General features: G+C 53.1%; 17 protein-coding genes. All 17 read right to left on the reverse strand.

Features of this window, described 5'->3' with window-relative positions; all coding sequences use genetic code 11:
- Positions 1–8 precede the first annotated feature (8 nt).
- Positions 9–788 (reverse strand): PP2C family protein-serine/threonine phosphatase, encoded by a 780-nt coding sequence (locus BS639_RS19840; protein ID WP_055771295.1) that lies wholly within the window; start codon positions 786–788, stop codon positions 9–11.
- A complete protein-coding gene (tagH, locus tag BS639_RS19845; protein WP_084984108.1) occupies positions 788–2,473 on the reverse strand; it encodes a type VI secretion system-associated FHA domain protein TagH in 1,686 nt (561 codons plus the stop codon). The genes BS639_RS19840 and tagH overlap by 1 nt, the downstream gene beginning before the upstream one ends.
- Before the next feature lie 78 nt (positions 2,474–2,551).
- Positions 2,552–3,034 (reverse strand): Hcp family type VI secretion system effector, encoded by a 483-nt coding sequence (locus BS639_RS19850; RefSeq protein WP_055771301.1) that lies wholly within the window; start codon positions 3,032–3,034, stop codon positions 2,552–2,554.
- Between the two features lie 78 nt (positions 3,035–3,112).
- Positions 3,113–4,618, reverse strand: coding sequence for a type VI secretion system contractile sheath large subunit (gene tssC, locus BS639_RS19855; RefSeq protein WP_055771304.1), 1,506 nt, complete (start codon positions 4,616–4,618; stop codon positions 3,113–3,115).
- Positions 4,611–5,171, reverse strand: a complete 561-nt coding sequence (gene tssB, locus BS639_RS19860) for a type VI secretion system contractile sheath small subunit (RefSeq protein WP_055771307.1) — start codon at positions 5,169–5,171, stop codon at positions 4,611–4,613. Before tssB ends, tssC begins: the two co-directional genes overlap by 8 nt.
- A gap of 57 nt (positions 5,172–5,228) precedes the next feature.
- The gene (gene tssA / locus BS639_RS19865; RefSeq protein ID WP_084984109.1) at positions 5,229–6,251 is read right to left on the reverse strand and encodes a type VI secretion system protein TssA; all 1,023 of its coding nucleotides are present in this window, start codon (positions 6,249–6,251) and stop codon (positions 5,229–5,231) included.
- A 35-nt stretch (positions 6,252–6,286) separates the two neighbouring features.
- A complete protein-coding gene (gene tagF, locus BS639_RS19870) occupies positions 6,287–7,009 on the reverse strand; it encodes a type VI secretion system-associated protein TagF (protein ID WP_055771313.1) in 723 nt (240 codons plus the stop codon).
- Between the two features lie 18 nt (positions 7,010–7,027).
- Complete coding sequence (tssM, locus tag BS639_RS19875) at positions 7,028–10,648, reverse strand: type VI secretion system membrane subunit TssM (RefSeq protein ID WP_084984110.1); 3,621 nt, start codon at positions 10,646–10,648, stop codon at positions 7,028–7,030.
- A 14-nt stretch (positions 10,649–10,662) separates the two neighbouring features.
- The gene (locus BS639_RS19880) at positions 10,663–11,904 is read right to left on the reverse strand and encodes a DotU family type VI secretion system protein (RefSeq protein WP_084984111.1); all 1,242 of its coding nucleotides are present in this window, start codon (positions 11,902–11,904) and stop codon (positions 10,663–10,665) included.
- Between the two features lie 19 nt (positions 11,905–11,923).
- Complete coding sequence (gene tssK / locus BS639_RS19885) at positions 11,924–13,267, reverse strand: type VI secretion system baseplate subunit TssK (protein ID WP_084984112.1); 1,344 nt, start codon at positions 13,265–13,267, stop codon at positions 11,924–11,926.
- A gap of 21 nt (positions 13,268–13,288) precedes the next feature.
- Positions 13,289–13,792 carry a type VI secretion system lipoprotein TssJ gene (tssJ, locus tag BS639_RS19890; protein ID WP_084984117.1) on the reverse strand — a complete coding sequence of 168 codons (504 nt, stop codon included), beginning with the start codon at positions 13,790–13,792 and terminating at the stop codon, positions 13,289–13,291.
- A 17-nt stretch (positions 13,793–13,809) separates the two neighbouring features.
- On the reverse strand, positions 13,810–14,289 hold the full coding sequence (locus BS639_RS19895) for a hypothetical protein (protein ID WP_055771325.1): 480 nt from the start codon (positions 14,287–14,289) through the stop codon (positions 13,810–13,812).
- A gap of 37 nt (positions 14,290–14,326) precedes the next feature.
- Positions 14,327–14,707 carry a DUF4150 domain-containing protein gene (locus BS639_RS19900; protein WP_055771328.1) on the reverse strand — a complete coding sequence of 127 codons (381 nt, stop codon included), beginning with the start codon at positions 14,705–14,707 and terminating at the stop codon, positions 14,327–14,329.
- 54 nt (positions 14,708–14,761) lie between these two features.
- Positions 14,762–15,370: a DUF3540 domain-containing protein gene (locus BS639_RS19905; protein ID WP_084984113.1), complete on the reverse strand. Its 609-nt coding sequence runs from the start codon at positions 15,368–15,370 to the stop codon at positions 14,762–14,764.
- 5 nt (positions 15,371–15,375) lie between these two features.
- Positions 15,376–16,455, reverse strand: a complete 1,080-nt coding sequence (locus tag BS639_RS19910; RefSeq protein ID WP_084984114.1) for a pentapeptide repeat-containing protein — start codon at positions 16,453–16,455, stop codon at positions 15,376–15,378.
- Positions 16,452–18,956: a DUF2169 family type VI secretion system accessory protein gene (locus BS639_RS19915; RefSeq protein WP_084984115.1), complete on the reverse strand. Its 2,505-nt coding sequence runs from the start codon at positions 18,954–18,956 to the stop codon at positions 16,452–16,454. The genes BS639_RS19910 and BS639_RS19915 overlap by 4 nt, the downstream gene beginning before the upstream one ends.
- Positions 18,957–18,999: 43 nt before the next feature.
- Positions 19,000–21,417 carry a type VI secretion system Vgr family protein gene (locus BS639_RS19920; RefSeq protein WP_158086944.1) on the reverse strand — a complete coding sequence of 806 codons (2,418 nt, stop codon included), beginning with the start codon at positions 21,415–21,417 and terminating at the stop codon, positions 19,000–19,002.
- Positions 21,418–21,647: the final 230 nt, after the last annotated feature.

The following is a 21,647-nucleotide window of genomic DNA, read 5'->3' on the forward strand; positions in this document are numbered from 1 at the left end:
TCTCTCGCCTATTTTTCAGGGGCGAACAAAATGCGCTGCGCGTTGCTCAGCGAATGCAGCAGGGTCGTGTCTTGAGGATTGCCCACCCAAACGGCAACGGCGCTGAAATTGTCTTTCTTTTCAGAACGCTTGAGGATTTCAAGCATCAGCACTAGCCATTCTCGGGGCGAATTCACCATGCGCAGGGTCTGTTCCATTTCATCGGTGCTGAGGTCGTGCCAGAATCCATCGGTACACAGTAAAAAAACGTCGCCATCCTCAAGGGCAAGCACATCGCTGTAGCTGGCTTCGCGCTGTTCGTTCATGCCCAAAGCAAAATAGAGCAGATTACTGTTTACTCCCTGCGTCTGATAACCGGCGTCTTTCATCTGCTGCACCAGACTGTGGTCGCGAGTGTGCTCTATCAGATACCCACGGCGAAAGGCATAAAGTCGGCTGTCACCGGCGTGGGCCCAATAGGAAAGCCGATAGTCTCGGTCAATAAACAGGCTGACCAACGTGGTGCCCATGTTTTTGAGCGCGTCATTTTGCCGCTGTGCATTAAGAATGGCCTGATTGGCGCGGCCGATGTGCTGAGGAATGTGCTGCGCATCAAGATGATCTTCGCCCTTAAAGTGTTGAATCAGCGTATCGCAGGCTATTTTGGCCGCCACGTCTCCACCGGGAATGCCGGCAATGCCATCACACACCACGAAGCAGGCCGAGCGATCGCCCACCACTTCGCCAATACAGTCTTGATTGCTGTCGCGAATGCCCTGATTAGTCGTTGATGCAAAAGTAATATTCATTATTTTCCCTGTTTGGTTTGCAGGTCTTTGTATTGATCCACTTCAACGTCATAGGCGTGCAGGAAGGCTTCACCAAACAGGGTGTGAAAATCATCCTCAATTTCTCCCGACGTTTTTTGATAATTCTTTATGAAATAGTCCCACAGCGCCGCTTTTCGCTTGGTCGACAGCGCCATACGCGGCAGTTGGCCTTCTTCTCGCGCCCTGATTTCCAGTAATTCAGGGTTAAACGACTGCAACATGGCGGCAATAATCGCCCTAATGCCGGCGATCATACCGAGCTGGTGGGCCTGTAAATCAATCAATGCGTCACGCACCGCCTGTTCTGGCTGCATAAATCCGGGCATTTGGGTGCCAAACATCTGCATGAGTACTGTTTTCCCCGACGGCAGCAGTTTGAACGGGTTATTGGCTTCGTCGAGAATCATCGTCATTTCTGCTTTCACACCCCGTTTAAGCATGGAGCGCGATGACAGCAGCGCTACCGTGCCTTGTGAAAAAAGACTGACCACTTGCCCCAGCAGACGCAGCTGCTCTTCGCCAAATTCCGGCTGATTATGCATCTCGTTGAGGCCAATACCTTCCAGTAGGCCTTGCAGCAGGTTGCCCTCCAGCATGGCATTATCGTGACTTTTTTGACGGGCGGGCTGGCGCTGATACGAAACCGGATCGATGCTCATACGGCCGGCGGAAAGAGACGGCTGCGGCGCGATTTTCTCTTCCGGCGCGGGAGACGGCTCTTGCACCGGCAGCGGGATGAGCGGGGCTTCATCAATTTTTTCAACCGCCGCCGGTTGCGGTTTTATCTGCGGCGGTGGGAGAGGTTCCGGCTCGGCGGGTGCGGCCTGAAAATGCTCGGGCGGCGTAAGCGGCTGCGCATTATCGACCATCAATCCAAACGGGTCGCTGTTTTCAGCAGATGAAGATGCGCCGCCGAACAGCGCTAGCGGGTCTATCTCCTGCTGTTGCACGGGGCCGGATTGCGTCGGCAAGGCCTCGTGCGTCAGTAGCGTGCTTGGCGTCGAATTTTTAAGAATATGTTCCTGCTCAAACGGGCTGTCTGCGGTAAACAGGCGCGTTGGGTCAGTTTCCCGTTTATTGAGTTGATGCAAGCTGGCAGGATTTTGGACCTGTGAGAGAGGATCGGTGGGATTCAGCTCCTCACGGGCTAATTCGGTAAGCGGATTATCCGAGGCTTTGTGCGCTTGAACCGCCGCGTGGTCTGGTGTTTCAGCCGTGCTGGCAACCGAAAACTCATCGGCCAGACTGTCCCATATTTCTCCGGGAACGTTGGCTGTCGCGGTGGATGAGAGGTTTGACGGCAGCGGATTTGGGTTTTTTACGGACTCGGCGTGTGGGGCCGTATTCTGGTGTAACGAGGAAACGGCAATTAAATAATCGCCAATGCCGAGCTGATCGCCATCCTGTAGTTCAACCTGACGGCCTCGTTCGAGTGGGATACCGTTAAATTCGACATTAATTACATTGCCACGGTTAGTCAGGCGACATTCACCCTCAGCTGAAATATGCACCAGCGCCTGCAAACGTGAAATAGCACGGTTTTCATCGGGTAGAGTGAAATTATTGTCCTCGCTGCGACCAATCGTGCCGCCAGGCGGGGCAAAGTCGCAGCTGGTTTGTGGTGGCTGAACGCCATTTTTACTTTTTACGAGAGTAAATCGCATAGTCGCAACCTGAGGCAGTGGAACAACACAGCCTTCCCCCGCTTTTTGACCGGGGGAAGGCTAGGAGGGAGGGGGAAATTAAGAACCGGTGTTCTGTTTGATGTCCCAGGTGAATTCGGTGGAAGCACCCTGACCACCGGTGTCCAGCTGTACCCAGTATTCGCTCTTGACCGAGGCGGCCTGGAACGAATAATTAATGCCGACCGTGTCGTCAGTGTGAGCGCCAATATACTGTACGGCGGTCACCAGAACCTGGGTCAGAACGATTTGGGTATATTCGACCTGGTTGCCCCCGGCTTTGCACACGGAAAGGGTGATAGTGGGAATATGCTCGCCGTTGGCACAGTATTTCATCAGGCTTGGCGTGGCTTTGTCGATCAGCGCATTGACGTGCAAGTCGTTGAAGTAAACTTTACCTGCACCGCCGCCGCCGCCGACGTTCATGTTATTGGGCTGATTAGCTCCCCACGAGAAAGATAAAATATCTGACCATCCGGTGTGGTTTGAATCTTTTGATTCGCCGGTAACGCCGCTAACCTGCAAGAACATTGAAATAGCCATAATAGGGAAACTCCATCATTATTAAATGTATAAACGATTGATAAAAAAGGGGGGCATGGAAGTGAAAAAAACGAACCGTTAAGCCTGCTTTTGTTTAAGCGAAGGCAGTTTTGATACCAAGCGTAATGAAACCGTCAGCCCTTCAAGCTGGTAGTGCGGACGCAAGAAGAATTTTGCCGAGTAGTAACCCGGATTATCTTCAATCTCTTCGACCTGGATTTGTGCATCGGCCAGTGGCTTACGCGATTTTGTTTGCTGCGAGGAGTTTGCTGGGTCACCGTCAACGTAGTGAACGATCCACTCGTTTAACCAGCGCTCCATGTCCTGACGCTCATGGAAAGAACCAATTTTGTCGCGCACGATACACTTCAAATAGTGCGCGAAGCGGCAGCAGGCGAACAGGTAAGGCAGTCGTGCCGCGAGTTGAGCGTTGGCGCTGGCATCCGCGTCGTAATACTCTTCCGGCTTTTGCAGCGACTGGGCACCGATAAAGGCGGCAAAGTCGGAGTTTTTACGGTGGATTAACGGAATAAAACCGTTTTTGGCTAACTCGGCCTCACGGCGATCGCTGATGGCGATTTCGGTCGGACATTTCATGTCTACGCCGCCGTCGTCGCTCGGAAATACGTGGCAGGGAAGATTCTCAACCGAACCACCAGACTCTACGCCGCGAATCGACGTGCACCAGCCAAACTCTTTAAAGGAGCGGTTGATGTTGGCACCCATGGCGTAGGCCGAATTGGCCCAGGTGTAATTTTTATGCGTGGCCCCTTCGGTGTCTTCTTCAAAGTCAAAACTGTCGACCGGATTGGTGCGGATCCCATACGGCAGGCGCGAAAGGAAACGCGGCATTACCAGACCCAGGTAGCGCGTATCTTCGGTTTCGCGCAGCGTTCGCCACGCGGCATATTCGGTATTCTGGAATATTTTGGTCAGGTCGCGCGGGTTGGCCAACTCCTGCCAGCTTTCCATTTGTAGCGCGTTCGGCGAAGCACCAGCAATAAATGGACAGTGCGCCGCCGCGCTAATCTTGGCCATTTCACCCAGCATTTCAACATCCTGTGGGCTGTGGTCGAAGTAGTAATCACCAATCAGACAGCCAAACGGCTCGCCGCCAAACTGACCATACTCTTCTTCATACACTTTCTTAAACAGCGGTCCCTGATCCCAGCCGATGCCTTTATGGCGTTTTAGATTGCGCCCCAGTTCTTTCTTGCTGATATTCATGACGCGAATTTTCAGCATCTCATCCGTTTCAGTATTGTGGACCAAATAGTGCAGCCCACGCCACGCGCCTTCGAGTTTCTGGAAAGACTCGTGGTGCATTATCTGATTCACCTGCTGCGAAAGCTTGAGATCTATTTCAGCGATTAGCGCCTGAATCGTACGGTAGGCGTCGGTAGACACCGGCACGGTGTTTTGCAGCGCCTGCTCGGCGAGCGTTTTAACCGCGTTTTCAATGGCTTCACGGGCGGAGTCAGTCTTGGGTTTGAACTCTTTATTCAGCAACGCACTGAATTCATCCTGTGAAAAACCCGCTTGCGAGGTTTGCTGCTCGAGGGACTGGGTTGATGAATTACTCATGATTTTTCTCCGAGCTGCTCTCGTCTACGACCTTATCCGCCGGTTTAGCGGCGGTGGTTAGCGATTTAAGCAGGGTTGGGTTTTTGAGGATTTCTGAAATCAACTCTTCAGCGCCATTTTTACCGTCCATGTAGGAGAGCAAGTTTGACAGCTGGGTGCGGGCATCAAGCAATTGGTCAAGAGGCTCAACGCGGCGAACGATCGCGTCGGGTGAAAAATCTTCCATGCTGTTAAACGTCAGGTCGACGCCCAACATCCCTTGACCCGTTAAGGTGTTATCCACGTGGTAGGCGATATGTGGCTGCAAAGACTTCATACGCTCGTCAAAATTGTCGATGTCGATTTCAAGAAACTTGCGCTCCTCAATCGGCATCTGGTCCTGTTGCGATTGGCCCACCAGGTCTGCCATCACGCCCATGACAAACGGGATCTGGATTTTTCGTTCGGACCCGTAAATTTCAACGTCATACTCTATTTGCACGCGCGGTGCACGGTTGCGGGCAATGAATTTCTGCCCGCTGCGGGCTTTCTTTATGCCGGAAAAATTGGCCATCGGGTATCTCCATCAAGTAAATGCACTGCGTTTTAAAATTTGGCTGCAAGGCTGAATTTATGCGTCTGTACGACCTAAAACGCCTTTCAGCTGATTGACGGCATCGGGTGCCAGTTCACGAATAATTTCCAGAAAATCGAGCTGGATAAGTCGCTCGACGCGCTCGAGCATCATCGGTGCCGGATGGCTGGGCTCGTAGTGACGAAAATACTGTTTAACCTTTTCCAGCATCAGTTGGGCATCCTCTTTTGAGGTCAGTTGCACCTGACGCCAGTCGGTCTCGGGGGGCTTTATCTGCGCAGCCGCAGACACCGGTTGCGCACTTTCAGCCGTTGACAGCTGGGCAGCATGCAGGTCCTGCGCCTGCTGAATTTGCTGACGATAAGCTTGTAAAAGTGCCGAGAGGTTTCTAAAAAGTACTGACAAGTCTGGCATGCCACTTTCGCCAAATTGCACGGTTACGTCGTGATGCAGCTGATTCAAACGGCTGTCGATACTGATCAATAGCTGTACGGCGTCATTTTCACCGTCGGACAACTCTTGCAGCAGTCGCGTCAGGCCGCCGGGGTAACTGGCGCACTCGCTTTTACTGCCGTCAATCAGGGCGCTGGCGTCGCGAAAACTTATCTCACCGCTGGCGCTTTTGAATAATTTTGCCTGACGCAGCGCCGCCATCAGCGACGATTGTTCACTCAGGCTGGCCAGCGCGTTGATGCGCAGCAGCGGATCCGCTTCTCCGTCAAACTCCAGCTCCGGATACAGCGTCGGCCAATATTTTTCGCTGATGCCGGTCAGCAATCGCAGCCCGGCATCAAAGCCCTCAAGCCCATTGAGATGGGTCCAGGCTTCGGTGAGGGGCAAAATGATGCGCAAATCCTTGGTTCGCATCAGTAGCGCCTGACCCTGCTTCTCTACCAGCCGCCAGTCCGCCGCTTCGGCGGGGATAATCGTTTTGCCGAACTGTTGCTCGGCCTTCCCCTCGCAGGACCGTTCAAAAGCCATAAATTCGGCGTCGTATTCCAGATTTTCCCCGCAGGGATGCTCATCGCTGACGGGTGCCAGCAGGGGTTCGATATTCATCCACAGACCTGCCTGTAAACGTGAAGTGAGGGGCGTTATTCAAACATCGGCGGATAAAGGCCGTTGTGCCCGGTGTGTCTGGCGTTTGCCGACTGAAACAGCAGAGAAAAAAGACGCGTGGTGAAATTGCCGCTGTGAACGTGGGTAAACAGCGGGCTGCCGTCACTTTGGTTAGTCCACCAAAAACTGGTGTACTGTGACGGATTGAAATAGTCCTCAACCTGCGGCCAGTTGAGCGTGCTGGGTATATCGCGATAGCCAATGACGTCTAAAATATCCGAAAGCTGACGAGTGTCAGGCTTTTCAAGCGGCAGCATCGTTAGCAATGACCTATCGAGCTGGTCGGCAGTGCTGCGCTGGTTAACCGCCGCATTGAGCGTCATGCCCAACTGGCGATACCACAGACCGGCAGTTCTGAGCTGCAAGGGATGCCATTCTTCTCGCGTAAGCAGGTTCATGGCGCAGATGGGATACTGTCTCCCGACTCTGTCTTGGGCAGGTAGTAGGCATCCCATTTGGATGCACTGCCCGCCTAGCGTCGCCGGAACAATAAAATTCCACACCGGAGCCATCGCAAACTGAGTGACTGGCACGCCGGTGGTGGGCTGCTGTTTCTGCCAGGCTATGCCGGACTGAAACCAGTGTGACCAGCTGTTGACTAACACATCCGGCAGGCGGCGACGCAAAAAGTCGCCGTTACCGGGAAGCTTTCCGTACCAGCCGGGCACGAGCCTGTCGGATGAAATGGGTTGCGTCATCTTGTTTCCTTTCAGGCTTTAGGGGCAGCTAAAGCCCGGAAGCTGGAGGGGATTACGAATGCTGCTTGCGGTGTATTCCAGCACCACCTGTCGCCCGCCGACGCTGAATCTCGCCAGATGACTGAGGCTGGTGTTGCCCGGTGACAATCTGGCCTTGTCGAACAGGCGATTGAGCGCCCACGGGCCGGAAGTCGAGAGCGTATCCGTGGTGCCGTCGGTTAACCCGAGCTGCATTCGCACCTGTCCAGTTTGTCCAGGACCCGGCCAACTGACCACCTGTGGCGTTTGTGGGCCGTGGCTGTAGCGCAAGAGTTGTCCGTCAACGTCCAGCGTCAGGTTAAGAATGTTGTTATCCATGCTGACCGGCGTGATGGTGACCCGATACGACGGGGTGGTTGAACCGTTGGCAAAGAAGGCGTCGCGAATGACCTGCGCCTGCTGAAAGGGGCGTAAAACTGATTCGCTGCCCGGCAGGCTTTTACCGTCTACGCCCGGTGCAAACCGCCAGTTGGCATGCGTGGTGTCAACCTTATTGGCCAGATTCTCGCGAAAAAAAGTGTCCATCAGGCCAGTTCCGGGTGCAAACATACGGGCCAGATCGTCGGGCGTAATATCAACCGACGCGCTGTGTACCAGCGGATAGCGACCGGCGATCGCCTGGCGGCAGAAGCTGCCCACCTCGACGCTGCTGCGTTTTTGCACATTCGCCATGTCGCGGCGCTGTGTGTCGCTGCTGGCACCGACCGCCAGTGAGAGCAGCATGGAGCGAAACGGTTCCGGCTCTCGACCAGCATCGGCCTGCATTCTTGAAATTACGTCGCCCGAGGGCGCCTGCATGCCGCTGTTAGAAGCATCTTGCACCGCCGTGAGATAGCTATACAGATCGTCAATGTCTTTGAGCTGCTCGTCGAAAGGAATGGTTTTGCTTTTCTCATCGGTGAACTGTGCTTGCTCGATAATCGGCGCAAAGTGAGCCATCACACGCTGCTCGGGATCCTCCAGGTTACCCTCTTGGGCGGCCTTTTTAGCGCGAAACAACGCCTGCAGTGTTTGTGTGGCGGTGTTAGTAAACATGGCACTGCCTTTTTCAATCATCCCCTGAGTGCTTTTCTTTTCGGCCCGCTCCAGCGTGACATTGCGGCTAACGTTAATCATCAGGTTACGCATCGGCGAGGTGCGACCAGACAGCATGCGTGCCGTGTTGATGCGCTGGCTGAGGTCTGCAATATGATTAAGCTGAATATCACCAAGCAGCGCGTCCCAGTGGGCGATAAAGTCGTCCATGTAAAGACGGCGCACGGTGTCTTCCATCTCTTTTTGCCCCACCGAGTCGCCCTGGCGATTGAGCACCCAGACGTCATCCTGACGAATGCTGGCGGTCACGCTGTCGATGCTTTTATTAAAGCCATCCCAATAACCCTTCGGCGTAAACAGCATAGGAATGCCGCTGGTGATGGGTTGGCCGCTCTTGCGTGAGAAAGCCAGTTCGGTTTGAGGTCCACCGAGGTCAACCAGCGTAACGATTCCAGCGTCATTGGACAGCAGCAGGCGCTTGAGTCGGCCATAAACGCGCTGTGCAACCGGTGCGCGGTTAATGACGTTTTGCTCGCGCAGTATCAGCGCATCATCACGTTCAAAGGGGGAGGTGTTGATCTGCTCGTCCAGCAACTGTCCCAAGTGGTAATCAATCTGTTTCAACTGCTCCTGCGTGACACCCGCGGGCAGTTGGCGCTGGAGATTAAGCATAATCCAGGTACGCAGCAGCTTGCCGTCGTACTGTTTTGGCCTGTACAGCATTTGGTAGGCTTTCAGCGCCTCATAGCTGTAATCCACATCGCTGCCGTCGTCGCTACGCAGCCAGCCGGTGACTTGCTGGGCGACAATCGGCAACAGCAGCTGTTTGAGGGCTTTTTGATACAGCGATTGCGAGGCGTCGATCACCGGGTCACCGCGATAAAGCCCTGCCTGCCAAGAAAAGGGCGGGGAATTGACGTCGATTTTCGGCGTTTCCGGCAGATGTACCAAACTGCTCAATAGCGGCTGTAGCGTGTAGATATCGCTCTGGCTCAGCGGCGGCAGCGCTGCGCTTTGAGTTTCTACTGGCGAAACCTTGGCCTGCACCTCGATAAGATACTGTTTGTTGTGGTGATAGCTTAACAGCCACCAGGCCACAGCAATCAGTAACAGCATGGTCACCACGCCGTATCCCACCCAGTTAATCAGGCGGTTGCGCACTTCCCACCAACGATTGCTGCCGGCCAGTCCTGACTCCTGAAAAATCACCGTTTTCAGCAGCCCTTGCAGAAAGAAACTCCGGCCGTGCGCAGCGGGAATAGGATTCTCAGCATCAAGATTCTGCCAGTCATTGCCGCGGATATCGCTTGCCAGCGGAGGCAGGTTAAGGGCGCGATTGAGCTGGGCCATTACTCGGTCAAACGGCAGGCCTTCCTGCGTTGCGCTGGTAAAGTAAACGCCGCGTGGGCGCAGTGGCCGTTCAAATCCTGAACCGGCAAACAGCACGCTGAGATACTGCTTCAACACCGGCTGCAATGACAAAAACTCCTGCGGGAACAGGTAGCTTTCGGCGCGCTTTTGGCTGTCTTGCTCAACAATCATGATGTCAGGCAGACCGTCGTTTAGGCGCTGATGCAGACGGGAAAATTGCAGGTCTAACGCCTGCGGGAGATTTAACTCAATGTCGCGCCACGGCCAGGTAACGCCCCAAATCTGGTCGCGCTGTTCTTTATTAAACTCGGAAAAGTAGGCGGTGAAGCCCTTAAGCAGGTCAGTTTTGGTGACCATGATGTAAACCGGAAATTGAATTCCTAACTGGTCGTGCAGTTCGAGCAGCCGTTGACGGAGCGCTGTGGCCTGCGCATGGCGTGCCTGTTCCGACTCGGTGAGCAAGTCGGCTACGCTGATAGTGACCATCACGCCGTTAATCGGCTGCCGCGCGCGGTATTTTTTAAGCAGCGACATAAAGCTGCGCCACTCGCCCGCGTCTTGTTCGTGCTGGCTTTCCTGCGTGGTGTAGCGACCGGCGGTGTCGAGCAAAATGGCCTCGTCGGTAAACCACCAGTCACAGTTGCGGGTTCCGCCTACGCCGCGCAGCGCCGTTTTACCAAAGCGTTCGGCCAGAGGGAAGTGCAGGCCAGAGTTGACCAGCGCCGTTGTTTTACCGGCGCCCGGTGCGCCAATGATGATGTACCACGGCAGCTGATAGAGGTATTGGCGGCTGAAATACTGCATCCACATCGGCCATTTACGCGCTTTTGGATCGATAAAACGCGCTTTTTTCAGTAATTGGGTCGCTTCATTAAAACGTTCGGCAAGCCGTTTTTGTTCAGGATTGTCTTCAACCGGTGCCGCTTCCTCAGGCGCCTTGTTACTTGACTCAATTCTTCTGACCAATCGACGGTTCTGCCAAGAACGCCAAAGGCGCGGCACCAGGCGAAAGCTTAACCACAGCAGATACAGCACCAGTACGGCGGCAAAGCGATTGAATTCGGACTCCAGTGGACGGTAATCGCCAATTGAGACCAGCGGACCCACGGTCCAAACTATGACGCAAATCGCCGTAATGCCGACAAAACCCCACAATAGCCTGCTGGTGATAATGGATAATAAAGTTCTCAACATTGCGGGAAATTTCCTTATCGCAAACTATTCAGTTCGGTCTGAGTTTGTTTTGGTGCCACCATCAGCGTGATTTCTACCCGGCGATTGCGGGCGCGGTTGTCTGCCGTGGTGTTGGGCACGATGGGGTCATTTTCACCTCGCCCCTCGGCGCGAATGCGGCTCGGGTTGCTAAGGTGATCCCCCAGCAACTGCTGAATCGACTGCGCACGCGCCAGTGAAAGCTCATAGTTAGAGCTGAAACGGTGGCTTTTAATCGGCACGTTGTCGGTGTAACCGGTGATAAGAATTTGCCCGCTGACGTTGTCCATTGCCTGTGCAATGCGTTCAATCACCGGCAGATAGCGCTCGCGGGCATTGGTTGAGGCAGAATCAAATAGGCCATCTCCACGCAGAATGACCACGCTCTTATCTGACTCGTCACGTACGGTAACCAGCCCTTGTGCAATCTCTTTACTCAAAAATCGGCGCAAATCGAGCGGCGTTTCCAAAGATTTCACCGGATGCGGGACATCAATTTGTGGCAGATTAATTTGATAAATAGCCGAGAGTACCGGGCTGGTAAACTGCCCAAGCCGCAGATTCAGGCCGATGTAAAACAGGCAGCCGATAAGCGCCATCAGCGCCGCCCAGGCCCAAACTGGGATAAGCGGTCGCCAGAGTTTTTGCTGCACCGGTTCGTCGGTCGGCTGCCCAGACAGCGGTGGCGCATAGCCGCCGCGTACCGTACGGATCACCTGTAGCAGGCGCTGTTTCATGGTTTCAAGTTGGGAGCGACCGTTTTCCAGGATCCGATAGCGCCCCTCAAAGCCCAGCAGTAGGCAGACATTGATCAGTTCAAGCAGGTAAATATGCTCTTGCGGATTTTGTGAAAGCTTGGCCAGCAGCTGAAAAAACTTTTCGCCGCCCCAGGTTTCATTGTGGAAGGTGACCAGTAAACCGCTGCGCGGCCATACGTTACGGCTACCCCAAGGGGTAAGCGAAGCCGCCTCATCGATAGCGGTGCACAAGCAATAGCGGGCACCAATAATCACTTCATACGGCAGGCGCGCCTGCTGGCAGCGCACTTCGAACCGTCGCACCTCGTCAATCAGCTGGTTGCGCAGGGTGTCGGGGCTGTCGTGGGTGGCCGAATGACGAATATGCGGGATCGCGTTAAGCAGCGGATTTGCCACCGAGACCAGGGGATTGATACCCGAATTAAGCGATGCGGCGGTGTCGGTGTCCGAACCGTTTGTTAGAGCGTTTGGCTGTGTCATGAAAGTGTGGAAGTCCTATTCAGACGCGCAGGTTGCGCAGAGCCCAAAGTTGCATGTCCAGTCCGGGAAAATCACCGGCCAGATGCAGGGCAAAAGCTTCGGATTTTTCCATTTGCCGCCAGAGATCGCCGCTTTTTTCCAACTCAAAATAGAGATAGCCGGCGTGCCATGGGATCTGGCGCGGCGCGGCAGGCATAGCGCGCAGCGTAATCCCCGGCAGTTGAAGCTGAACCAGGTCACGGATGCGGGTCACTGGGGCAATTTTCATCTGCGCCGGGAAGTGAGTCATCAACGTTTCACTGGACACGTCGGCACGCACCGCCAGCACAAAGCCGAGCTCGCGGATCATGTTGATATCGGAAACGGTGGCGACAAACAGCCCGTGTGAGCGTTCGGTCAGCGTTAACTGCTGCGCATTCTCTTCCATGATTAACGACAGACCCTGACGCAGATGAATCATTAACTTGCCAAAACTCCAGGCCAAATTGTCATGGTCATAAACCGGCAGCGTGTCGCCTGGCGTACGGGTTGCCGACCAGGTAGAAAGTTCGGTGGCAAACTGTAGCCATTCGCTGAACAGGCGCTCGGGGTGCAACTGCGGCAGATGGCGGTCGTGCGCAATTTGCCCAATATGACGATTGATCAGCGCCAGCAGCATAAAGTCGATCATTTCCGAATTCCCACCCCGACCGGCCTGCTGCAACCGCTGGCTCATTTGTTCGCTGCGTTGGTTGAGCACGCCGTGTAAATCATTAATAAAGGCGGTTATCTGCGGTGCGGCCTGAGTATTTAGCACCGGGGGAATAAACTGGGGGTCGAGTTTCAAGGCGCGATCGGTGTGGCGTCCGCTGATGCGCGTCACGCCAATGGCTGTCCATTCTGCATTCAGGTCGCTTTCTAACATCAAACTAAAGCGCAGTTTTCCAAACTGCATGGCCGCGGTGCCCACGGATGAGGCGTTCAGGTCATCGACCTCATTTTCAAAGGTCACCCAGCGCGCCAGTGAGTCCGCCGACTCACTAAAAATCACTTCATTACGACCACTGCGGCACTCCGGCAAGGCCAGAACCACTTTGACGTCGTTCTGGTTATCGGGCAGCGCCAGCGGCGTGGGGCCATTTTCGGCACCGGTAATGGTAAAAGGAGTGCCGTCGGGCATGATGCCAGTAGCGGTATTGATAGCCAGTTTGCCCTGCTGTAGCAGCGAAGCGTCAAGCTCAAGTGACATGAATCCCCAGTAATAAGGTGTCTGAATTTTCCCCCAGCTGCGGCTGTAGGTCTCAAGCCAGCGTTCTGATTGCTGAAAATGATGGGGACGCAAAAACATCCCTTCGGTCCATATCACCTTGTCTGCTGTTTTCATTCGACCTTCCATCAATCAGGATTAGTTTTTTTCTTGCTGAAAGCTCAAGCCATCGCGGGTGGCAATAATGTGCGCCTTCATTTCATCGGCCGAGATTTGCCAGAATTTATAGAAGTTGGTGTTCTTGGGCTGAGGTAGCGGCACAGAAAGACGCCACTTTTTGCCGTCTATATTTTGATACTCGGCGATAATGCCCAAATAGTGTGCATCCAACGGGGGTTCACCGGTTAGCGTGTGACTCGGTTGGCCCTGCGTCAGGAAGAACTGACGGGTGTCGAGCAGGTTGCTGCCCAGCAGGCCGGTAGCCTGAGTTTGCAGTGAGTAAAAATCGGCAGACATAAAGTCGGCATCGGATTTAAGCAGGAGCACACGAACTTTGAGTGGGGCACCGGCATTGGTGGCCGCAGAGGTGTCCATTTGCAGCCGATAATTGGCGGGCACCTCGTGCGAAGATGACATGCAACTTGCCAACAGCATGGGCAGCAGCGCACTGCCCAAGCGGGCAGCCATCGAAAGTTTGATCATCATTATCGCCCCAGAAACTATTTAATCACCCAGGTGGCCGAGCTTCCCTGACGGCAGGCCTGACTTCCTCCGTCAACCTTCACACACTGCTTTTGCGCCATGCGCGGTCGATGCTGGGCCACAACACCGTCGTAAAGATCACTTTTCACCGCCGATTTAAGCGGCGTATAGCCAATAAGTTGATTATCCGCTCGGTCGGAAACGGCCAGCCAGTCGCTTTCGGCAATACCTAACACCTCAATGTGTTCGCCATTGCTGAGATATTTAATTAATTTGCCTTCATAGCCTGGACTGCTCATCACCGAGGTGGTGTACAGCGTTCGGTAGTCGAGATTGAGCGGTGTAAAAGCGGTTGGGGGTTGAACAATGTGACGATAAGTTAACGTCATGCCGTTGATTTTGCTGCTGATAATAGTATCGTCGGTGGGTGCCGGCGGTTTGGTTGCCTGGCAACCTGCCAGCGCGAAGAGTAAAGACAGTCCTATAATTTTTTTCAAAAATCCCTCTCTTACATTAATGTGTAGCCTTTCGGTTTCAGGTAGCGAGAATCATTAAAATGTGCTGACTTGGCGTAATGCGCGCGCCGACGGCATTGGTCGAATTTTGCAGTGTTGTACTGGTCATGCGGGTGATCGGTGAACCCTGTATTAGCACGGTAACCGAGCCAGTCGTGTGGCGTGAGGGCCCCATGAAGGTACTGGATATGACGCCGCCGTCGGTCCCCGCTTCGTCACCGTTGGTGATAGGCGTGACGGTCATCAGATTATGTGCGGGCATGTTTTCGATCAGAATGTTGTTGGCAAGCGGTATCGCGGTGCTGCCCAGAGCAATGTTGGTAAAAGTGACGGGTACCGGGGTTTTACAGACGTCGGGCAGTGCCTGGTCGGTACCGCCACACTGACAGTTGGCAAACATAAGGACTCCTGTGCTGCTAAAACGGGGGAGTGTCTGGATTCTCCGAGCCAAATTTCAGCCCATATGTATCTGTTTGGCATCGATCTTGGTCAGCGTTTTGCTGGAGATGAGTGTGGTATGTGCGTGCATTCGGGTAAATTGTTCGACCTTGACGTCGAGCTGGCCCGCACGCACTTGCTCAAGCTGAGTGGTTTTTCGCAGCAGACGGTGGCTGATTTGAGTCATGCTTTGCCACACAGTTTCACAGCATTTTCCCATCACACGGCTGACGTTGACCCAAGCGGAAAGAGTTTTGCCCCGGTAGTTCATATTGCCGACCTGACACTCGCCCTCGTCGGCGTTGAGAACAAACTGACGACTGGTCAGCGACAGCGTATCGGAAGGTGAAATGTGCAGTGAGCCTTCAACGCTTATCACCGCCGGTTGCAGCGTGCTGGCACGGGTCAATATTGCCAGTAGCCAAATCTGTTGGTCGCAGTTGGCAAGCAGCACGCTGTCGTCGATTTGCGGAGTGAGCAGACAGCTTGCGGCACGCTGGCAGATCCACCCACGTCCTTCGCTGTGCACCAGCACCGAACCATCGGGCTTTATCTCCCGCACTTGTCCTGAGGTTTGGGCCGGCAGGACAGGGGAGACAAAAGGTTGTTTAACGGCAAGACTCATGGCAATTACCTTGTGATGTTGTTGGACGCACGGCTACTGCGCCAGTCCTGTGCGGCAAAAAGGGCTTCATCTTTTTCAATAATGCCGCTGCGTGAGGAGAACTGTGCATCGTCCTGCTGGGCGCGGTGAAAGCGGCTGCGAATGAAATGGGCATCGCGAAAATCGGCCTTGCTGACGTCAGCGTTTGAAAAATCGCTGTTGCCCAGTTCGCAGTGATTAAAGCGCGCTCCGCTTGCCTGGCAGTTTTGCATGACTGTCTGAAATAAATGGGCACCGCTAAAGTCACTGCCGGTTAGCACGGCGGCGGAAAAGACAGCCTGGTTAAATTGTCCCCGCTGGCACCGGGCTTCGCTGAGATTGGCACCGGGAAACAGGGCCTGCGCGGCGTTAACGTCACACAAATTTGCCTGTTGCAATGAGGCCTGACTAAAGTTGCACTGGACCAGCGTGGCGCGAGAGAAATCAACCAGGTCGAGTTTGTTCTCGGTAAACTGGCAGCCGGTGAAGTCCTGTCCGCTGTAAGCGTTTTCACGATGATCACAGCGAAAGAATACGCTGCGTGAAAACGTACTGTCGCGCAGAATAGTGGTGCGAAGATCCAGATTCATCAGGGTGCCGTGCTGACAGTCAACGTCGCTAAAATCGGCCCCAAGCACAGACGTATCAATAAATCCGCTTTTCTCGAGGCTGGCAAAGCTAAAGCGGCTCTCCTCAAGTGAGCCGTCGTTGAACTGAGTATTTAAGTGGATAGTGGAATCAAAATCGCCTTCTTCAAGCTGGCATTGGTTAAACAAACAGTCCTGAAACACGCAGTCAGCAAAGTTCGCGCCCGTCATACTGCACTGGTTAAACAGCGTTTCGACCAAGTTCGCCGCGCTAAAAACGGCGCCGTTTAACGTGCACTCGCTAAACTGCGTATCGTGCAAATTACAGCCGCTGAAATTGGCCGCGTTAAAATTGACTTCGATAAAACAGCCACCCGAGAGATCAAGCCCAGAGAGCGAAAGTGCGTCCAACTGAGCATTTTGGATAATCTCTCCTTGCTTGATGGCACGCACCAGGCTCTCTGCGCTGTAAAGCTTCATACCTGCTCCTTGTCGCGGCGCGGCAGCGTTTTCATGCCATCGGTATAGGCATCATCAAACAGGGTGCCGCCTTCGCTGACCGACTGCGACAGATCTGCGCGAAACAGGTTACAGCCGCGCAGATCGCAGTGGGTGAGAATACTTTTTTGCATTAAGGCGCCAATCAGCGTGCTGCCGGTCAACGCTGCACCGAGAAAATCAGTACGAATAAACAGGCACTCGTTCGCCGTCACCCACTGCATTTTGGCGTTGTGCAGAGACGCTTCGCTAAAGTCGCAGTTGTGCAGATTCGCCTGATAAAAATTGCTCTCGGTCAGGACGAGTTGACGCAGGTTGCATTCGGCCAACCGTGCCTGGCGAAAATTGGCCGCAATCAGCGTAGTGTCCGAGACGAAGGCGCATTGAGTCAGCCGAGCCGCGTGAAAATTGACCTTTGGCGCCGTGCAAGTCACCAATGTGACGCCGCTGAGCGTGGTTTTTTGCAGATTCAACCCGCTGATTTCGCACTCCACAAACGAGGTTTGTTTCAGCGTTGCGCCGCTAAAATCAAGCTCGTCGAGCGTTAACTGCATAAACAGGCACTGATTTATTTCTGCCTCATGAAAGCGACAGTGGGACAGTGTGGCTTTATTAATCATCAAATCATGGAGCAACGCGCGGTCGAAAATGCAGTGTTCAAGGAGGGCATCTTCACACTGAATGTCTTGCAAACTTGCGCCTGAGAAGTCAGTGCCAATACACTGCGCCAGCGAAAGATTTGCACCATCAAACAGCGCTGATTTCAGCGAGGTTTGATGCATTTCAACCCGCACCAGCACAGCATGGCGAAAATCGGCCTCATCAAGCAGACAGTGGCTAAAGTCAACGTTCTCAAGCAGTGCCGAAGAAAAGTCAGCGCCGCGTAAGTTCATACCTGAAAGGTCAGCGGCGGTAAAATCCTCTCCGCTGAAGTCGCCATCATCGTCCATTATGGCTTGCACTCGCTGGCGCAACGCCAGTGACTCCACGGGCAGCGGGCGTTTCGGTGCGTTTTGATGCTGTGCCGACAGTAGGTAAGTCTGATAAATAGCCGCTTCACTCTGCGCCATTTTTTTATCGCTAACGTCGAGCAGTAAACGATTCTTTTGCAGCACCTGGTGCTGATGGTGGTAGTTTTCGGCACCGCTTGGCAGATCTTTATGATCAGGAAGCACATCCTCGGCGCGGTCGAGTGCTTCATCATAAAAGGACTGAAGACGCCGCTGGCTCTCTTCGGCTTCATGCTCCTGGCGCATGATGTAATCGTATAAGTCTTCATCGGGTTTGGGCCCAGGCTTTTGCGAAACCGGCACTAATTGGTCGATATCCAAACCTTGCTGCGCCAGTCTGTCACGCTGTTGTTCCCTAAAAACATTTTCACGATTGAGAATATTGTCTTTCATTGGGCTGTGCTGCAGCGGCAACTCCATGTCTCCCCAAGCGCCGATAGCGCTTTCGGGTAATAAGTCCTTTTCACGGTAGCTCAACAGAATCGCATGCTCAGCCTCGGTGCGCTGTTGCAATACCTTGCGATAGTGATTGAGTGAACGCGACTGTCCGCGCTGCTCCAAAGCAGGCATAACAGTCAGCACATCGGCGGCATCGTCTTGATTGATCCGTGCACTGCCGTGCCAAATCAACACCATTTGTTGCCGATGTGGAAAGAAATGCACCGTGGTATGGCGCAGAGTAATTTCCTCAAACAGTACCTCGTCACGGCGTTGGCGTTGCATAAAGCAGCGCGCTTGCCACAGTGGCAGATTTCCTTCCAGCCGAGGATACTGTGGATGCATATTTTCAATCGACCAGGCTGCGCCAACCGCAAGCTCTGACTCTTCAAACCACTGATCGCTCTCGGCGTTGTTAAAAGCTCGCCAGTCAGTGTCGCGAGCAAAACCTGGATACTCGTGCTGCTGCCACTCCTCGTCATACTGTTGCCCCATCAGCCTTGCACGCCGAGGTTCAGAAAGCGGCAGTGCATCGAAGCTGGCGGGAGTGGGCGTGTCTTGCGGATGCTGAATAAGGCACGGAACAGGCTCCACGTTAGGCAGGCGCAGCGGGTTTTCTGCATAAGCCAGACCGCCAAAAGTATGGGACCAGTCAATAGGAATATGCTCGAACGGTTGAGGTGCCGAGGCTTTATCATCCTGCCAGTAACGGTCGCCGCTGACGTGGAGTGCCTTGCTCAGTTCACCCAGTTGTATCCGAGCGATTGACTGATTTTTATCAGCCATTTTCGCGTCAGGCCAGGCAAAACCGGTCGCCAAAAACTCGGCGTTAGACTTGGGTAAGCCATAATCCAACACGCCCCCGCAAGACTTCAGCTCTTGCGCAGCAAGCTGCCACAGCTCTTGATCCGGCCGCAGCTTAGGACTGGCGCTCATATCAGCCAGGGCTAAAACGGAAATTCCCAAATGATGCTGACGCTGCCAGCGGTAGGGACGTTGAATCAATCCCAGACGCAAAGGTTTTATAATTTTCATAAATGACCTGCAAGGTGCGGGTTAACCAGAGCAAGAAATAGCGCTATCTATTTCCCCGAGTACCTTTGTTGCCCTTATTTCCTTTGTTACCTTTGTCGCCCTTATCACCTTGGTCGCCTTTGTCACCTTTGTCGCCCTTATCACCTTGGTCGCCTTTGTCACCTTTGTCGCCCTTATCACCTTGGTCACCTTGGTCGCCTTTGTCACCTTTATCGCCTTTGTCACCTTTATCGCCTTTGTCACCTTTATCGCCTTTATCACCTTTGTCACCTTGGTCTCCTTTCGGACCCGCAGGGCCCGGTTCGGGTTCGGCAGGTGGCGATTCGGGCTTGGTGGCCTGACCGCCTTCGTCTTTGAATTTGGTTTCAGCATCGCTGTCTTTCTTGCGCGCGTCCCTTTTATCAAGCTTGGTTTTGTCTTTGCGGTAAGCTTGTTTGTCTTTGAGATCTTTAATTTTTGACTGAATTTCAGTCAGTGCCGATGATTCACCCTCTGCCGGCATGGCACCTGAATTAATCGACATCAGCATGGTGCGAATCTGATAAAACGGGACTTGGGTAAAGCGCTTAGTGTCGGACTTGTAATCGACAATTGTTTTGGTGCGTGACAGATAGGTGAAACCCATTGCGACACCCTTAACACCGAAATCGCTGGTTGTTGCGCTCACCGATGAAATTGCATTAATCGTACCGTTGAGGCCATTGACCGATAGGCCAATGCCGGTGGCGGAGAAACTGGCGCCGGTTGTTACCCAATATGATCCGCGTGAACTATGGTTGGTGGTCGGCGCTTTTACCGAGACGGTATCGTCACTGGTGATCTCAATTTTGCCCGGGGACCAAATTTTGATTGCCTCATCGCTGGTGGAGGCCGAATAGAGTTTTACGTCGTCCTTGGCAGAGACGTTAAGTTTTTTCTGCGAATGCAGATCCAAGGTTTCTTCCCCGGCGGCATCGTCGAAATACAGATAACTGCCGTTGGTGACTTCTGTGCTGCCCTTGGTACGGCTCCAGATGCCTGATTTTGTTTCTGACCATTCACCGGCGACGGCTTCGGTGCCGTCGCTAGAGGTCACGGCGATTGGCAGCGTGCGTAAATTATTGAAAACGCGACCAGTAATTAACGGTGCATGAGGATCGCCGTTAATAAAATCGACAATCACCTCTTCGCCAACGCGTGGAACCTGATAATTTCCGTACTGGTTTCCCGCCCACGCGCTCGAAACGCGCAGCCAGCAGGAGTAAAGCTCCTGCTCGTTTTCAGGCTTGTACCAGAGAAACTTCACTTTGACTCGACCGTATTGGTCGGTTGAAATGGTTTCATCACCCGTACTAGGATCCTTAACCACCATCGCCGTTTGTGGACCACTGGTGCGCGGCCAGGACGTTGAGCGCTGAGAGCGGTAATTAACGGTGGCCGGTATGACTGAAAATACAAAGCGGTGCTCGTTGATGTCTTCGTCATTGGTGGTATAGCTGTTTTCGGTCAGCGTATAGCTCACCTCGGTTATCAAAAACTCCTTACCTTCATCGCGGGTGCGCGGGGCTTTCAACAGCGTGAAGGTGTAACCCGGTGCCAAACCAAATGCATCACCCTCGGCATAAGTTTTAGCCTGAAGGGCGATATATTCCTGCTGTCTAATCTGCGTATATTGGGCACCATCAGCGGCTTCGGTATATTGCCCCGGCCATTCAAGGCGCGTAGCCGTGTTACCTGCCTGCGATTGGCTTATTTGACCAGTAGAAGAGAGGTCGGCGTCTGATTTCAAGTAGTTATAATCATCATGTCGATACATGCTTGGGCTGATAGATTCAGTGACGTGCCAAGTATCAATGCTCTCTTCATTGACATAGAGTCCGCTGCTGGCCTGATGATATTCAATGGTAGAGTAGCCGGTAAAAGGTTCGTGTGCCGCAGGGGAATCGGCCAACACCAATGTTTGGCTATCCATTTGATGTTTAAAGTAAAAATACATCCCTTCATGTTCCATCAAACGGCTGATAAATTCGAATACCGACTCCTGATACTGAACGCAGTATTCCCAGACACGATAAGTGCCGCTGAGTTTATCTTCGAATGTGATATTAAATTCACCGAGCAGTGTGGTGATAATTTCTTTGACCGATTTGTTCTCCCAAATACGAAAACCATAGTTTTGCGTCAAGTACCACAAGTTCGGGCGAACCGTTGCTCGGTAGACGTAATATTGCTCAAGATGCGGTTCATGACCCACAAAATCCATTCGCGTAATAATGCCGCTCAGATAGCGAGTCGTAAACGGATTTGGCCGCAATTCCAGCGACAATGGCTGGCCTAATAGTCCTTTGATATCAATTGAATTGTCAGTACTCAATAATTCAATGTTGAATTCATAACAGCCGGATAATATTTCTCTGCCGGTCATGGATTTAAATAACAATCCACTGCCGAGAGACGTGTGAGCAATGACGACGCGTTCCATAGAAAATAGCATCCTTCAGGCATAGCTACCGCACTACTGCGGAGAAATAAAATCTCTGTAGAAAGTTCGAGATAAATGGACTTCATCGTTTACTAAATCTTGACATTGCCTTTACAAATAATCGATCCGCATTAATTGTTCAAGATGAGAATTGTCCTAAAGGTTACCATTCTTCTTGTGTATTATTTTTATTACAAGATGCAGGTCTGATTTTTAAATTAAAATGAATT

The sequence above is a fragment of the Rouxiella silvae genome, assembly GCF_002093625.1.
Lineage (GTDB): Bacteria > Pseudomonadota > Gammaproteobacteria > Enterobacterales > Enterobacteriaceae > Rouxiella > Rouxiella silvae.